Genomic DNA, 16,555 nt, shown 5'->3' with positions numbered 1-16,555 from the left:
AACAAAGCGGGCTTTTTACTAAAAAAAACTTTAGTTAATCTTAATCGACCAAGCGTTTAATGTACCTACGTCTTGATTGTAGTGATCTTGCACTCTTAATTGCCAAATACCTTTTACACTACCCGACAAATTCACCGTGTAATACTCAACGACATTATCAGCACTATCGCGACCATTATAATTCTTAAGTTGATATTGAGCACCTGTTGGCGAGGTCAACACTAGACTAATATCACCACGGTATGTATGGCTAATATTCACCTTTACGGTTGCAGTGCCAGATGTCGTTGAGTTATCAACATCAAGCGTTGATGTCATTACGCTGTTGTCAGGAATAGAAGAAACACTATTCATTTCAAAGAATGTTTCTTCAACCACAGGTTCAGTAACCGGTGTACCGCCATTAAAACTTTGACCTGCATTCACTTGATTGTACGTTGAAGCCGTTACTTGCCAAGTGAAGTCACTGTACTTTGAACCTGAGCCAGTAAGTTGTAACGCATGACCTACTGCAGTAGATGAGGTTTCAGATACAGGAATTGCTGTTGAAGATTGACCTTGAGCAGCACCATCGGTTGCAGTAAAGGTACCTTCATAACTTAAGAATTGAACCAGCTTGCCAGTGTTATCGACTAATGCGATACCGTCAGGACCACCATTTTGTAGGCCACTCATGGCGAAAAATTTAGTGCCAAAACCAGATTGCTGATCAGCTAAAGTGCCTGAAAGTGAGATAGTTTTGTATGCCGCTCCGCCGTTACCGTTATAAGCTACTAGCTGCCAACCACTTAGATCTACCCCCGCAGCGCCTGCGATTTCAACACCTTCGTTTACATCTGAACCATTGTTATCATAGTGGAGTTCATTTATCCAAGGTGTTGCGTCACTGCTACCCGTGTCACCACCACCGGTATCGCCACCGCCAGTGCCAGCACCTACGCCTGAACAGTCACTTTCAAAGATACATGCTGCAAATTCAGGGTGATCGATAAATGGGTTACGGTTACCTTGATATTGGAAAATCACATCGTTACGACGGCGCTCAAAATCATCAACTGGATCGTCTTTGTGCCATTGAATAAGCACTGTTTTTAAACCCATATAAGCAACAGCTTCATTACCACCCGTCTTAGAGGCTTCAATTTTACTGCGATCATCGGTCAAAATAAGATCAGGCTCTACAAAACCATTGGCATTTGTACCACCTTCATAGCGCACTGCTAAGTACATTAATGCACGGGCTACATCACCACGACGGCCCGGCCAAGTTTGCCAAATACCATCTAACGGACCTGAGCCCATAGTTAGATTCACTTCAGAAGATGAGCCACCGCGATTGTTATTCACATCAGTAGTTTTTATTGAACAAGATGCACTAGTACAGTTTGCATAAGGTTTGTTATTTCTGCTCGAATTGTAGCTACCATTTGAAATAAATAAGTGATGCAGGTCTGTATACGCCAAATTTTGACTACCATCTTTTGGAAAACCATAAGACTTCGGCCAAGAGTGTTCGCGGTTGTAGTTAGTATTGCCGCCGCCCACTTTGGTGTAAACTGCATTTTTATATACATCAACAACTTGAGAGTTGTTATCTGGGTTTTCATCGGCTTTTTCTAGCACATCCCAAGTATCTGTATTTGATGATGTATAAGGAATTTTTGTGTGACCTTTAATAATTATATGCAAGCTTTGTTTCAGTGTTGTTGCATTTGCATTATCAATGTTCTGGTAATAGTTTTGTGGCGCAGCAGCCAAGGTTACACCTGACAACGAGCTCATCAGCATCGCCATAGATGTCAATCTAAGTGAGAGTTTCATAATTAACCGTTTGTTTTAATTAAGATTTATTTTTATATTCACCTTCCTTTGCAAACCGCTTCCAAAAGCTGACCCCATGTCAGCGCGCAGAAGTATACACTCTAATTTATTACAAAAAGATAACAAAAGAATAAGTTATCTAACGTGTCAACGCTGTCAAAATTTCAATAATAAAAATAATTTATATTAAACAAGCAGTTACTTGATTTACATTTATTTACTTAAAAAGGATCGCGCGCGGACTAAAGACATTGAGATTGTGAGATCTAGGTGGTAAGAGTTTGTAGCTAATGAATTTAATGTGGTTGGTAAATTCAAATCTCCGAAAATCACTCAAGTCAGTGAGTTTCGTTTTCTCTGCTTTTGAAACATTCAGGCTACTTTAAGTTTTATGAACCAGATTAAATAGGCGCGTAATTTGATATGTGCTTTAGATGCCATGATAAAGAAATTATGGGAGCTGATGGTGAGAAAACTTATTTTAAGTCAAAACAACTGAGGCATTTAGGCTAACTTAGCACTAGAGTAAACCCAATTCTGAATTTTTACGCCATGAAAATCGAACATTAATTGTCCGATATTAATAAGCCCTAAATGTTTATAAAAGTCATTAGCGTCATTTTCAACCCAGGTATAAAGCCAGAACTTAGGGCCTAACTCATTTTGGCACCTTTGCAGAAGTGCTTTTCCGATACCCTGCCCTTTAAATTGAGTATCAACATAAAGGCGTTCAATTTCATAGCCAAACTTAGATTGACCTTGATAATGGCTCTGTCCATTTGCGAGCAAATAACCTTGCAGAATGCCCTCTTGTTCAGCGACTAAAATGGTTTTATATGGACTATTTATGTCTTGCAGAAATGATTCAGTATTGAAGTTATGAACTACAAAGTCTGCATACTCAGGTTTAACTCCTTCTTTCGCATAAGTCGCTAACCAGACTTTGCTACTCAAAACAGACAAACAAGTGACATCTTGCTCTGTGGCTTTTCGTAATGCGAATTTTTCTTTCATAACTTCTTTTTATTTTATCTTTCCTTGTAAAATAAAAAATGGCTTGTACAAAGACAAGCCATTTTTTATTTTCATATCAAACCATTAATTACAGTGCACAACTACCTGCAAGTTTCCACTGCTTATATTGACCTTCATTTTCTGATGGCAGATCATTTTTAGTCCAATAATTAGCCTCGAAAATTTGACCGTTTAAGGTTACTTGATCGCCTTTCGTATAAGCTTGGTTTTCGTACCATGCTTTTGGACATGTTGATTCTGGTACATCACAGCCATTTGCTGCGATAAAGTCATATGCAGCTTTTGCATCAACTAAACCATGACCAAACTCGTGATCTTTACCTTCAGCACCGATATCCGTTGCAGTAAAGTTAAGAACATCGCGGATTTGAGAGCCTGTACAATTTGGGAAGTGGCTCCATACTTTCGCTGCAACACCAGATACATGCGGCGTTGCCATTGATGTACCTGACTTATACTCATAACCGTACTTGTTGTATTCAGTTAGCATCAGGCCACTGCTATTAATTAATTCACCAACCACATTTGCAACGGTTAATGTTGGGAAATCAGTTGCGTAGTCAATATTATGAACGTCTCTTGATACCCAGTCAGGAATACCTGCTGGCACATCGAAGTATGTTACTAGAACCTGACCTTCATTTGCTTGACATGCTGCTGTTGCAGCATCAAAACCCGCTTTGTCAGTAGCACTTAATGTACCGTCAAAGTACTGGCTTAAGAATGCATCAAATGGGATTTTGTAGAAACAGCTTTCGCTTAATTGTGAGATACGCGGATAAGGTGTATTACCTGCATCAATTTGCTTAAAGCCAGAAGAGAAATAACCGCCAGTTTTCGCATTCCAGATAAAGCGATTTACATTTACAGACTCGCTATCAACAGTAGAAAGTACACGTGTACCCGGCGCTGCAATTTCAACTTGATCGTTAACCGCAGAGAAAGTAGAAATTTCAGTATTCTGATCAACTGACGCGACTGACATAACATTTTTGTATGACGCTGGGAATAGGTATGAATCATCACCATCAGTCGCTGTTGAACCATGGTTGCCTGCTGCTGCAACAATTAACACACCACGATTAGTCAAACGGTCTACTACATCACGCTCAGTATCAGATGAACGAGAACCACCTAGTGACATATTAATGATGTTCGCACCTTGGTTCGCACACACTTCCATTGTTTCTAGAATATGTGAAGTTCTGAAACCTGAGTTTGCACCATGTGCTGTACGAGATAGCTTTTGCACATATGTGTCTACGGCACCATTAGAAACCACACCTACGACACCTTTACCATCACGGTTAGCAATGATAGTACCCGCTACGTGTGTACCGTGATCAACGGCATCGTTAAACCAAAAATCAGAGTAATCACTGTGGTTACCGCTCAAATTAGTTGCTGCAAACTCTTCGTGGTTGCCTTGGATACCTGAATCGATAACACACACTTTGATGCCATTATTCGCAGGATCAGCAACCAAATCAGACTTAGTCAATGTAATGCCGTAAGGAGTTACTTCTTGTTGAGCTAGATTTTCGAACTCATTGTTCGTGAAGTTCGCCACAGTGACATCGCTGTCAACTTGTTCCAGCACAAAATTACTTGGAGACTGAGGAAGAATTGCAAATCGTTCTACATCTAGCTCTACACGCACACCAGAAATTTGCTGAAGCGCACCTGCTTGCTCTTCTGTTAACGAAATTAAACCTACAGTACCTTTAGCAACTTGAGTGATGTTTTTGATGATTTGTTGTTGATACTCAGCTGGAAGGCTAGATGCTTCATAAGTAATTAGATAATCAGCTTTTTTGTTATTTGAGTCTAGCGCTGTGTTCGCGACAGCAACGCTCGAACTTAAGATTGCTGCGCAAATTAAGCTTTTTTTAAATTTAGATTTCATCTTACTTTCTCTATTTTTATGAATTATTAGATTTGTCCCTTTTACAGTACAAAAGTAACTTTAAGAAAATGTAAAATCAAATTTAAAATTATGATTATCTACAATATCAGGCAATAACATATAACTAACTAAGCTAAACAATCAGTGTAAAAATGATACTAAGCCCAGTTTATTCGGGGTCTAAAAGCTGACTTTGCTAACCTTACATTTAACATGTCTGACCTGTTAAACTTAGTTATACTAGATTTTATCCCTTCAGTTTTATCTGAATTTGTTAACCACTTTATTGAAAAGAGTCAAAAATAAAATGGTTTTATCTGATCAAAAACAGGAAATCAGCTTCTGTAAAATGTTATTCGCTTTATAGGACCTGGTAAGTTTATATTCAAAGCCAGACCAGACCTTTATATGGATGAGCTTTCAAAGATGACAGTCTGGTTTGAAGATCACCCACATGTATTTCTAATTTATGACCGTCTGGGTCCAAAATATAAAGTGACAAACCTTCACTTTTGTTGTTTTTCCACTGTGACACCCCCTTTGAAAGAACACGCGCTTTAAAATCCTCAAATTGATCAGGTGCAATATCAAAAGCAATATGGCTATAGTCATCTTTGCTACAGGGATCATCACATGACAAGCAAAACCATAGCTCACCAACAGATAAGTAAGCGCCATTGTCCCACTTTACATGTGCCGTGAACCCTAAAATATCGCGATAGAACAAAATAGAGCTATCTAAATCACTTACTGCGATGGTTATATGATTGATCCCCAAAAGCATGGTTTTCTCCAAAAAGAACTTAAACCAAATCGTGATTAACAGACTTGCTTATTAAAGCTCATTTGCAGTGCCTTTAGCTTTTTCGTTAATTTCCTTTAAAAGTTTTAATGACACATCTTTGATACAAGAAAACACCATAACAATAGCTATCACGAGTGCAGAAAAGTTGTTGTTACCTAGAGTATCTAAACCAATTGAATCGTCCTCAGTAAGATAAATAAACTCAATATAAGTCGAGAGCATTTGCATTGCACACACGATAGCCAGTGTAGCGATAGCCCATTTCATCACTAATTTCGATAAAGTTTGATGAGACATAAATAAACTCCTTGTTTAAATGACATTGTTTTTAATTTTTGTATTTATTGAAATCAATTCATTTCATTGAATGGGTGAAATGAACAGTATCTAGAAAGCCTAAAAAGATCACACAGATAAATTATTGAGCAGCATGCCCGGCATAAAAAAGACCATGGATAAGCTGATGGAACCGGTTACGACAAAAGCAATCACACAAAAAGTGCTTTGCAGATAAAACGTACGAGGCTTAAATGCAGTTGTACTCAGTAAAGAAGCATAAATGGTATTAACAATACGCTTGAATGATTGACGCTTTATTTCAAGCAAAGTGCGCATTGATTGGATGTACATCACCATAAAACCAAAGATTAACTCAATGCCCCCTACTTGCATAAAAAATAAGTTCAGGTAATCGCAAAACACCAATGATTGCAAGCATGCCAAAAAATAAACTTCTTTAATAAGCTCAGGTTTCGCCAATGTTCCATAATTTTCCTTTTAAATCTGAGTTCTTAACACTTACTCATATCTGTGAGGTATCTATAATTTATAGATATTTATTGAAATAACGATATAGCGTTTCTCATATAGGTTCAACCAAACCTAATATAAATAACCAAATAAGCTATCTTCCCCTTGATTAAAACCAATCCGCCCTTATCATACATGCACGCTTTTAATTTGAACTTGTTGCTTTGAACCGAATTTTAAAAATTCTTGCTGTGCTGTTTTTACTGTTGGCCGTTGCCCCGTCATCTGCCGAACAGTTTGCGCACGCGCAGAATAATGTTCACAGCCAGACTAGTTATCAAAGTCTGTTTGAAGTTGGTGATGAGCTTTCATCGCTGCAGCATTCTCAAAAGCACCATATTACTGCCGATGATTCTGGGTTATTTTCAATTATTGAACGCCCTTCTCAACAGCAGGCCATTAGGTTTTTACACCCAAAACAGCAAAGCGAATTTATTTTAGTTTTTGAGCTGGTGACAGATACGTTCATAAGCGAAAACCGTTTGCGCCCTGACAAGCTAGAACAACCTTGGTATCAATGCAATACGCGGTCAAACCACGGCTTTATTGATGCCTGTAAACCTGCCAATTTAGTTTATAAAGCGCGACTAACCCACCACGCTTAATTTCACTTATCGCAAAAAAGTCTTTTAATTTTTTCGGCAAAACTGTGTTTTGCTGCCCTAGATGAGTGAATTATGAAAAATCAATTAAACCCTATGTCAAACAACCGTTTGACCCCATGGGCGTTGCTGTTAGTCATTGTATTTCTGGCAATTAGCGCGCTACCAAACCTTTATCCGAATAACACGGTATTAAAGGTCAGCAGTCATAACAATACGTTATCGGCGACTCAAATTAGCCAATATCTTGAAGACGCACAGTTGCCTGTGCGTGAAGCGACAGTAAATCATCAAACCGGTGAAATACGTGTGTTGCTTGAACATCCAAAAGCAAGTGTGAGTGCGCAAGCCGAATTACAAAAAAAGTTGCAAACGCAATTACAAAGCGCAGCTAACATTAGCGTAAAAAGTGAAGCAACTACGCCCGCATGGCTGCAACGTTTTAATTTATCGCCTTTAAAATTGGGCTTAGATTTAAACGGCGGTGTGCTATTTGTATTAAAAGTCGATACCGACAAAGCCCTTGAAGAGCGACTCGAAAAACTGCGTTTAGTCGCAAAAGATTATCGCATTGAGCACAAATTACGTGGTATCAAGATTGAAGCAGCCCGTGATAATAGTGTGGTCATAAAAGCCAACAGTAACCAAGCAGGTAAGCTTGCTACCTTAGTTAAGCACTTAAAAACAGACTACCCAAGCCTTACGAGTGTTAAACAAAACACGGCAAGCCAAGCGATTTGGCAACTTGGTTTTGACGAAGCCAGCCAAAAGCAAATTGCCGAACAAGCAATTGGCCAAGCCATTAGTACTTTGCGTTCGCGTATTGAGCAATTGGGGATCACAGAAGCAGTTACACAGCGTCAAGGTAAGCAGCATATTCGAATTGAGTTACCGGGTGTACAAGATCCAGCTGCTGCAAAACGCTTAATTGGGGCAACTGCTGAGTTGTCTTTTCATGCGTTGAAAGACATTGGTGGCCACACTTACAAGTATAAAGATGGCGGCACAGCCAAATTGAACCCCTTACCTATTTTTACTGGCTCAGAGATTGAATCGGCTCAAGCTGGTCGCGATGAATCAGGACAACCGCTAGTACAACTGATGCTCTCCCCTGCTGGCGGCGACAAGATGAGCCGTTTCTCGCGACAAAACATTGATAAGCCAATGGCTACCCTCTATGGCGAATATCACCAAAATCAAAAAGGGGATGTGGTTAAACAACAAGAAGTGATTTCGGTCGCCACCATTCAACAAGCCCTAAACCGCCAATTTAGTATCACTAATTTAGGCACCATGCAGCGTGCACAAGAGCTGGCTATGGTATTGCGTGCAGGGTCACTTCAGGCACCTATCACCATTGTTGAAGAGCAAACCATTGGCCCAAGCCTAGGTGAGCAAAACATTGAAAACGGCTTTAATGCGCTCAAACTGGGCTTAGCTGTCACCCTACTATTCATGTTGGCCTGCTACGGGCGACTCGGTGTAGTCGCCATCATTGCATTGGTGGTGAATCTTGTTTGTTTACTTGGGTTAATGTCGTTATTACCTGGAGCTGTGTTAACCCTACCCGGGATCGCAGGTTTAGTACTCACCATAGGTATGGCGGTCGATACCAATGTGATTATTTTTGAGCGCATTCGTGATGAAATCAAACAAGGAGCCAGCACACTTGGCGCTTTAAAACGCGGCTATCAACATGCTATGTCGAGCATTATCGATGCGAACCTAACGACGATGATCACCGCGTTGGTTTTACTTGGTGTAGGTTATGGCCCAATCAAAGGTTTTGCTATTACATTAGCCCTTGGGATTTTAACCAGTTTGTTCTCGGGCGTATTGGTGTCGTCTTACCTTTCGCCACTCTTTCTTAAAAAGAAAAGAAAAAAAGAGCATCAAAAAGATAAAAACAAGGCCCAACTTGAATCAGTAACAACAAAGAAAGAAGGAGCGCATCATGCATAATATTTGGCAGTCTGCCCGTAAAATGGGCTTTATATTTAGTCTAATTGCAATTGTTGTTAGCCTTGGCGCTTTAGCCCTTAACCCCATTGTATTTGGCTTAGATTTTACGGGGGGTACCGTATTAGACTTCACTTTAATGTCACTAACCAGTATGAGTGAATTGCAAACCACATTAAGTACCTTAACATCAGACGCGTTTAGCTTATCACAAAGCCAAGACGGCCACTGGCGTGTGTTGTTTTTACCCGACGTGGCTTCAGATTCAATCGCCGCTTTTCAAACTGCGATTGAGTCAAAGTTAAATGCCCATATCCTAGAAAGTAAGTTTCTGGGCGCACAAGTAGGTGAAGAGCTCAAAACCAGTGGTGCACTGGCGGCTGTATTTGCAGTGGTATCTGTGTTGATTTATTTAATGGTGCGTTTTGAGTGGCGACTCGCCGTCGCTGCAACTGTCGCGCTGTTCCACGATGTTTTAATCACCATCGCTTTATTCACTGTGCTTGGTTTAACCTTCGATTTAACGGTATTGGCAGCACTTTTAGCGATTATCGGTTACTCGCTCAACGACAGTATTATCATTGGCGACCGCATTCGTGAACTCATTCGTGCCAAACCTGAACAACCCATTGGTCATTCAATTAATGAAGCCTTGCAAAGTACATTACGCCGTACGCTGATCACCTCGTTTACCACACTTGCCACGGTTTTTGCGATTTGGTTGCTCGGAGGTGATGCCTTAAATGTTTTTGCCAGCGCCCTGTTAATTGGTTTAACTGCGGGTACCTTGTCATCTATTTTTATCAGTGCAACCTTGCCTGAATTTATGGGCTTAAGTTTTGCAAACTATCAAAACCAAGACAGCGATGAGGTGAAAAAACTACTCGCTGAGCCCTAACTAACATTTAGAGCATTTAGCTCACTCATCAACTATGAGTGAGCTTCTGTTTATATTCATAGACTTAGAAATTACTCATTTCTGAAAAAGCTGATATGAATTAACATTTTTGTAACTTTTACGTGTTAATTCTAGCGCTCCCTTTTTTTAGAGTAATTACTTATGTCTATTTCACGTCGAAGTTTTTTGAAAGGATCAGCTCTACTGAGCGTGATGCCAATGAGTTTAACACTCTCGGGTTGTACGTTTAAAACCAACCCTTTCAGCCATTGCGTTGCCAGTGGTGATCCGCTCCATGATGCGGTAATCATTTGGACTCGAGTCACCATTCCTGAAGAAATCACTCAAGTTGTCGATATCAACAGCCTGGTGTTGTCTGTGCGCTGGCAAGTATCAACATCATCTTCATTCGCGACTATCGAAACTGAAGGCAAGGTCGAAACTAGCATAGCGCGAGATTTTACCGTTAAAGTCGATGTCACAGGTTTAAATGCTGATAGCACTTATTACTATCGCTTTATCATTGAAGAGCTCGATGAGCCTGTTGTCTCGCCTGTGGGTCGCACCAAGACTTTGCCTCAATATGATGTGTCTGAAGTAAAGCTAGCGATGACATCTTGTTCACACTTTAGCTATGGCTATTTTAACGTCTATGCTCGCATCGCAGAAATGGATGATCTAGATGCTGTTTTACATTTAGGCGACTATTTATATGAGTACGGTAACGAAGATGTTTACCGTAACCCGTTATTATGGAAGAGGCTGGTAGAGCCAAAACATGAGATGGTGTCACTCAATGATTACCGCTTACGTCATGCGACGTATAAAACAGATGAAGATTTACAAACCCTGCACCAAACCCACCCCATGATCTGTATTTGGGATGATCATGAGTTTACCAATGACACTTGGCGTGGCGGTGCGCAAAACCATAATGACAATGAAGGCGACTGGCAAACCCGTGCCAATGCAGCCATTCAAGCATATTATGAGTGGATGCCTATTCGAGAGCCTCAAAGTGGTAACCGTGAAAAGGCGTATCGCAAATTCGAATTTGGCCAGTTGCTGCATTTAAATATGCTCGATACCCGTTATGTTGGTCGCGATGAGCAAGTCGATGTGAAAGACGATGCGCGCCTTGATCCTATGCGAACTTTATTGGGCTTTGAGCAAGAGCAATGGTTAGAAGACAACCTGCTCGATGCCAAAAATAATGGCGTGAAGTGGAATTTAATTGGTCAACAAGTGCAAATTATGCAAATTCAGATGTTTGGTAAACCCATTAACGCTGATGCATGGGATGGCTATCCTGCCGCTCGAGACAGACTACTTAACTTTGTTGAACAAAGAGACATTAAAAATGTGGTGTTCTTAACTGGCGATGTACACTCATCTTGGGCTGCCGATATTGCTAAAAACCCATATGACTGGCGCGAGTATAACCGCTTTACTCATGACGGTGCACTTGCCGTTGAAATTGTCACTCCTTCTGTCACTTCGCCGTCAATCCCTGTACCGGGTTTGCAGCAAATAGTGGGAGATGTAGGCAATATTTTAAAGCCTGAAAACCCACATATTCGTTATATTGACCTTAAAAACCGAGGTTTTGTCACCCTTAACATCAAGCAAGACAAACTCACTTCTCAATGGCACCATGTACCAATTGTTGGTTTCAAAAATAACCAGTCATTCGTTGATAGAACCCTGTATGTTAATTCAGGCGAAGCCAAACTACATAAATTGTAATCTGGCAATCAGCAAGTGAATTTGAACACAGGGGAGCTTAGCTCCCCTTAAAGTCATGTAAAAAAGTATTTAAATGATGTTCATTGAAAAGAATAGACATTGACTGTTTTATCTCGGCCTTTGAGTTTTACATCCGCAACCCAAGCTAAATCAGACATCTCTGATTTTTCTGCTGTGTCTTCACTGACAAGTAATGTTTGTCCGAGCTCTTTGGTCTTGCTCTCTATTCTCGCTGCGACATTAACTGTGTCGCCAATCACGGTGTAATCCATACAACTCAAACTCCCCACATTGCCTGCAATGGCTTCACCACTGTGAATACCAATGCCAATTTCAAGCTGCGGTAAGCCCTGCTCGGCAAATTGCTTATTTAACTCAATCAATTCTTCAAGCATGCCCTTTGCTGCATCTATTGCACCTTGAGCGCTATTCATTCCTGCTTGTGGTGCACCAAACACAGCCATAATGGCGTCACCGATAAATTTATCTATCATGCCATCATGTTTAAAAATAGGATTACTCATGGCTGAAAAATACCGATTTAGAATACGAGTTACAACCTCTGGCTCATTGCGTTCACATAATGTGGTGAAATTACGAATATCGGCCATCAAAATCGTTACTTCTCGGCGCTCACCGCCCGGCTCTATGTCAACGGCACCGGTTTCAACCGCGCTAACCAGCTTTTCAGGCAAATAGCGTAATAATCTTTCGCGATGACGCAAGCGTGTATATGTATTAGTAATGTAATGAGAAATTGACCACGCGAGTAACCCGGAGAATAACACGATGATCTGTTCGTGGATCTCTATGGTTCGGTCTGTCTGGCTGTGCTCTAAAATAAGCGTTGTCGCAGCTAAACAACACAGCGTTGAAAAGTAAATAATCACACGACCTTGCCTGAATGCACTCATGACGTTAAATAGGATTAGCGCGCTGATCAGCATCAATTCAAATTGTGTTTGATGTAGATCGCGTAAGAAGTGCCCTATTTCGGCCAAATATTCCATTTCTAATGTGATCCCTAAAATAATCACATAATCGAATAAAATAGATACATACTTGAGCCAAGGCTTATAGCTGCCTGTGGTTGCCCAGTGCCGAACCAGCCAACACCAAGCTGCTGTTATTACCATCGAGCCAAGATCGACACTGATTAAAATTAAATCCAGTCCCTGACTGAGCGTACCAACAAGCAATTCAAGTAAAAACAGCGCCATCAAACCAAAAAAACGAATTTTGTTGATGTGGTTTTCCATTTCCATCTCGCGCTGCTGATAGCAATCTGTCAGCAATGCATCAAAGCTGTCATCAATATGTTTCAACCATTTCATAAGTTTAAGTGTTCTGCTTTTTTATTAAACATAGCTTGTCATAACAATGAGTACGAAAAATGAAGGCGAGAAATAATGGTAGGGTATGAAAAAAGGCAATTTAGTTACCTAAATTGCCTTTGTAAAACAAAGTGTGGGAATTACTTAATTGAAACTTTTATTGTTGGCATAAACCTTTATCAGCCCAAACGTCCCATGGACCTGAGAACTGTTCTGGATTTTGACCTTGGTTCCACCACTTAGCCTGATATAAACGACCATTTAGCGATGTTTGTGCATCAGGTAAGAACACTGCGCCGGCTGTCCAAGCTGGTACACCATTACAGCCAGCATTTGAATCTGATGATACATTGACTGTCTTAGATACACTGTGAGATAAGCCCTCAGCGTCGGTTACTTCTAGGCTTACTGAGTAAGAACCTGCTTGTGCATAGCTGTGTGACGGGTTAGCAAGTGAACTTAAACGACCATCTCCGAAGTTCCATGCATAAGACGCTACACCTTTATCATCCGTTGCTTGCTGAGTGAATGATACGCTCAAACCGTTAGTATTGAATGAGAACGCTGATACTGGCGCTTGGTTGTCACCGCCGCCTGAGCCACTACACTTGCCTAGTTTTTTCCAAACATTAGTGAATACATTAGGCTGTGCACCTGTTGACCACCAAGTTGCTTCGTACTGATAACCGTTGTAAGACACTTTGTCGCCTGCACGGTATGACTTAGTTGCCGACCATGCTACAACACCATTACAACCACCAGTGTTACCATCTGCAATGCTGACAATTGAAGACTTACTCGCTGTTTGACCAGCTGTGTCTGTTACAGTCAGCTTAACCGTGAAATCACCTGTACTGCTATAAGTGTGACTTGGGTTTTGCTGTGAACTGGTTGCGCCATCACCAAACTGCCAAGCATAGCTAGAGATGCCTTTATCGTCAGATGAACCATCAGTAAACTGAACTGTTTTACCATTCACTGCAGCAGTAAATGATGCAACTGGCGCTGTATCACCTGTGCCACCACCACAGCTTGAGTTAGCTAGATAATCATAAGCCGCTTTTGCTTGAACAATACCGTAACCATAAGAAGTATCTCGGCCTGCACTGCCCTTATCTTTTGCTGTCGCATTAAGCGCATCACGAACTTGTTGGTTAGAACAATTTGGGAAGTGACTCCATACCAATGCAGCTACACCCGATACGTGTGGGGTTGCCATCGAGGTACCACTTATACTTTTGTAACCGTTGTTATTCCAAGTCGAATTTACATTAACACCCGGTGCTGCAATCTCAACTTGACTATTGTATTGCGAGAACGACGCTTTACTTTCACTGCTATCAACTGCGGCAACCGATACAACTGCGTCATAAGATGCTGGATAACTCATTGAGCTATTACCATCGTTACCCGCTGCTGCAATATGTAACATACCCTGCGCATAACTATTCGCAAATGCTTGGCGTTCAGCTGAAGATTGGCCAGAACCACCTAAACTCATACTGGTGATGTTTGCGCCAGCTTGCTGACACTGCTCAATGGCTTTAATTAAGTCAGAACCATATGCCCAGCGGCCTGAGTCATTGAATACTTTTACAATGTGAAGACCTAGCTGACCCGATGGGTTAACACCCACAACACCTTGGCCATTACCACCAATCGCCGCAATCGTGCCCGCTACGTGTGTACCGTGACCGTTGCCATCGTTATACCAGTTACCAGTATCATTACTGCCGTAGCCGTCGTCACCTGTGATCCCAGTCGATGGAAGATCTGGGTGGTTAAGCGTGTAACCTGTATCCATAATACAAACTTTACGGTTACCCGACATGTTATCGCTCAGCTGGTTAGCTTGCACCATGCCAATACCGTAAGGCGTGCTCTCAGCTAGTAAATGACGCTTAGGATCCACTTCAATTGATACAACATCTGAACGAGACGCAATTTGCATTCTTTGTTGTAATGTCAACTCAACTGACACTGCATTAATCGATGGTAAAACTTGAACAGCTTCGGCAGCAACATCATCAGCAACCGATTGTAGACGGTTAAACTGAAGCTGCTTAGCTTGCATTGGGCTTAATTTAAATGGTAAAGCCACTGCTTGATTTTCTTTTTTCAACGTCACAATGTAACGCTGCTCTTGATCAAAATTCTCCCCTAAAACTTCAGGTAATGAACCCGAAGCATATACCGTTGGGACCAACGTACCGCAAAAAATTAAAGCTTGTGTTGTTTTATTTAGTCTTGCTTTCATGGCGATGCCTTATCTTGTTGTTTAGGTGCGCAAACGGTTAACAACCCATTTACAAGAAACAAGGAAAGAGCAAATGTCCAGCGCTGTCAATTTGTTTTTATTTTAGGTGCAAAAGCTCTAATAGTAACGATTTAAGCTGTAAAAATTTCATTACATAGATATAGATACGTATATACGTCTAGATACACAGAGCTTGAACAAAGTTTGTACTAACTTAATTACAACTGCACAAAATTTGTTACTAAATTGTTATAACCCAGAGTAATAAGGTATGTTTATATGATTTGAAATAGTCTAAAAGATTACACGATTAACCGTTGATGTATTGAATAGAAATTCAACTTGAGTGAAATAAAAAACATTAAAAAGATGGGAATATTCAGATAATTTAAACGTTAACTTACTGCTCTCTCATAACGATAATCATCAATATACTCAGAATTTATGACAACATTATTTTTCAGCAAAGCGGTTCTTATAAAACCACTCTTTTCTAGCAGTTTTATAGATGACACATTATTTACCGAGCAAATGGCAATCAGCGTTTGAATGTCTAATGCAGTAACGGCAAATTTAACCACAGCTTCAAGCGCCTCAAAAGCATACCCTCTGCCCTGTTTATTTGGACTCAATAAAAATCCAACTTCAGCTGCTCTTGTTTTGTGATCAAGTATTTTGATTGAGATATTGCCAACTTTATCGCCTGTGTTTGTTTCAGTTATCCCAAAACATAACCAATCATGGCTGTTGCTATCCCACGGCTGAGCAAAAGCCTCAAAGCCAGCCTCAGCTTCTTCTAACGTACTAGGATCATAACAGTGTTCCATCACCTCAGGGTCCATACATAACTGAATGAAAAGAGACTTATCGCTTTCATTTAAAGGGGCTAAGGTGAGTCTTTTGGTAACTAATATTGTTTTGTTCATTTCTTCTATTACTTTTTTGGCGCTTTAATCACAAAGCCCTTCTCGATACCTGCTTTAAAGCCTACCGACTCATATACTCGGTGCGCGCCAGTGAGATTCTCACCTGAGAGCAGCATAACTTTGTAGCAATTTAGCTCCCATGCTTTTTGAATGCTAAACTCAAGTACCTGTTGACTTAATCCACGACGGCGGAATTTTTCTGCGGTGATCACATGTTCAATAATGGCAAAAGGTCGACCGCCATTTGCAATACTCTTATTCAAACCCAGCGCGCAAGTTGCGGCTAACTCCCCTTCGATATCTGCCACCACTATATGTGTTTCTGGGCAGCGCATCATCTCAGACCATACCTGCTCAGAGAAAGACTTTTCAAGCTCGGGGTCCTGCGGACGTAGTTCTCGGTATAAGTTGAGTACTTGTGGAAGATCTTCTAGATTTGCAAGGCGGATCATGACT

14 protein-coding genes are annotated in these 16,555 nt (G+C 40.8%); 4 read left to right on the top strand and 10 right to left on the bottom strand.

The features are described 5' to 3' along the window. Nucleotides 1-30: 30 nt before the first annotated feature. From ABMY35_RS08840 to ABMY35_RS08815, 6 genes are all read right to left on the bottom strand, one after another. Nucleotides 31-1,821, bottom strand: coding sequence for an endonuclease (locus tag ABMY35_RS08840; RefSeq protein WP_349285871.1), 1,791 nt, complete (start codon nucleotides 1,819-1,821; stop codon nucleotides 31-33). Nucleotides 1,822-2,325: 504 nt separating this feature from the next. Then, the gene (locus tag ABMY35_RS08835) at nucleotides 2,326-2,835 is read right to left on the bottom strand and encodes a GNAT family N-acetyltransferase (RefSeq protein WP_349285870.1); all 510 of its coding nucleotides are present in this window, start codon (nucleotides 2,833-2,835) and stop codon (nucleotides 2,326-2,328) included. An 88-nt stretch (nucleotides 2,836-2,923) separates the two neighbouring features. After that, nucleotides 2,924-4,762 (bottom strand): S8 family serine peptidase, encoded by a 1,839-nt coding sequence (locus ABMY35_RS08830; protein ID WP_349285869.1) that lies wholly within the window; start codon nucleotides 4,760-4,762, stop codon nucleotides 2,924-2,926. 385 nt (nucleotides 4,763-5,147) lie between these two features. Next, nucleotides 5,148-5,546, bottom strand: a complete 399-nt coding sequence (gene fos / locus ABMY35_RS08825) for a fosfomycin resistance glutathione transferase (RefSeq protein WP_349285868.1) — start codon at nucleotides 5,544-5,546, stop codon at nucleotides 5,148-5,150. Nucleotides 5,547-5,597: 51 nt separating this feature from the next. After that, nucleotides 5,598-5,864 carry a hypothetical protein gene (locus ABMY35_RS08820; RefSeq protein WP_349285867.1) on the bottom strand — a complete coding sequence of 89 codons (267 nt, stop codon included), beginning with the start codon at nucleotides 5,862-5,864 and terminating at the stop codon, nucleotides 5,598-5,600. Between the two features lie 108 nt (nucleotides 5,865-5,972). Next, entirely contained in the window at nucleotides 5,973-6,326 is a 354-nt protein-coding gene (locus ABMY35_RS08815) for a hypothetical protein (RefSeq protein WP_349285866.1), read from the bottom strand. A gap of 215 nt (nucleotides 6,327-6,541) precedes the next feature. Between ABMY35_RS08815 and ABMY35_RS08810 the strand changes: the two genes are divergently transcribed. The 4 genes from ABMY35_RS08810 (at nucleotide 6,542) to ABMY35_RS08795 (ending at nucleotide 11,582) form a co-directional block, all read left to right on the top strand. Further along, nucleotides 6,542-6,982, top strand: coding sequence for a hypothetical protein (locus tag ABMY35_RS08810; protein ID WP_349285865.1), 441 nt, complete (start codon nucleotides 6,542-6,544; stop codon nucleotides 6,980-6,982). 72 nt (nucleotides 6,983-7,054) lie between these two features. Beyond that, nucleotides 7,055-8,941, top strand: coding sequence for a protein translocase subunit SecD (gene secD, locus ABMY35_RS08805; RefSeq protein ID WP_349285864.1), 1,887 nt, complete (start codon nucleotides 7,055-7,057; stop codon nucleotides 8,939-8,941). After that, nucleotides 8,934-9,836 carry a protein translocase subunit SecF gene (gene secF, locus ABMY35_RS08800; protein ID WP_349285863.1) on the top strand — a complete coding sequence of 301 codons (903 nt, stop codon included), beginning with the start codon at nucleotides 8,934-8,936 and terminating at the stop codon, nucleotides 9,834-9,836. Before secD ends, secF begins: the two co-directional genes overlap by 8 nt. Nucleotides 9,837-10,055: 219 nt before the next feature. Beyond that, complete coding sequence (locus ABMY35_RS08795) at nucleotides 10,056-11,582, top strand: alkaline phosphatase D family protein (RefSeq protein WP_349285862.1); 1,527 nt, start codon at nucleotides 10,056-10,058, stop codon at nucleotides 11,580-11,582. 80 nt (nucleotides 11,583-11,662) lie between these two features. Here ABMY35_RS08795 and ABMY35_RS08790 read toward each other — a convergent pair whose 3' ends face one another. The 4 genes from ABMY35_RS08790 to ABMY35_RS08775 all read right to left on the bottom strand — a co-directional run bounded on the left by ABMY35_RS08790 (nucleotide 11,663) and on the right by ABMY35_RS08775 (nucleotide 16,551). Beyond that, a complete protein-coding gene (locus ABMY35_RS08790; protein WP_349285861.1) occupies nucleotides 11,663-12,916 on the bottom strand; it encodes an adenylate/guanylate cyclase domain-containing protein in 1,254 nt (417 codons plus the stop codon). A 157-nt stretch (nucleotides 12,917-13,073) separates the two neighbouring features. Further along, nucleotides 13,074-15,173: a S8 family serine peptidase gene (locus ABMY35_RS08785; protein WP_349285860.1), complete on the bottom strand. Its 2,100-nt coding sequence runs from the start codon at nucleotides 15,171-15,173 to the stop codon at nucleotides 13,074-13,076. Nucleotides 15,174-15,568: 395 nt separating this feature from the next. Next, entirely contained in the window at nucleotides 15,569-16,099 is a 531-nt protein-coding gene (locus ABMY35_RS08780) for a GNAT family N-acetyltransferase (RefSeq protein WP_349285859.1), read from the bottom strand. 8 nt (nucleotides 16,100-16,107) lie between these two features. After that, the gene (locus ABMY35_RS08775) at nucleotides 16,108-16,551 is read right to left on the bottom strand and encodes a GNAT family N-acetyltransferase (RefSeq protein WP_349285858.1); all 444 of its coding nucleotides are present in this window, start codon (nucleotides 16,549-16,551) and stop codon (nucleotides 16,108-16,110) included. Nucleotides 16,552-16,555 lie beyond the last annotated feature (4 nt).

Origin of the sequence: Pseudoalteromonas sp. BZB3 (assembly GCF_040104455.1) — a bacterium.
Classification (GTDB): Bacteria; Pseudomonadota; Gammaproteobacteria; order Enterobacterales; family Alteromonadaceae; genus Pseudoalteromonas.
This window is presented reverse-complemented; position numbering and strand designations above follow the sequence as displayed.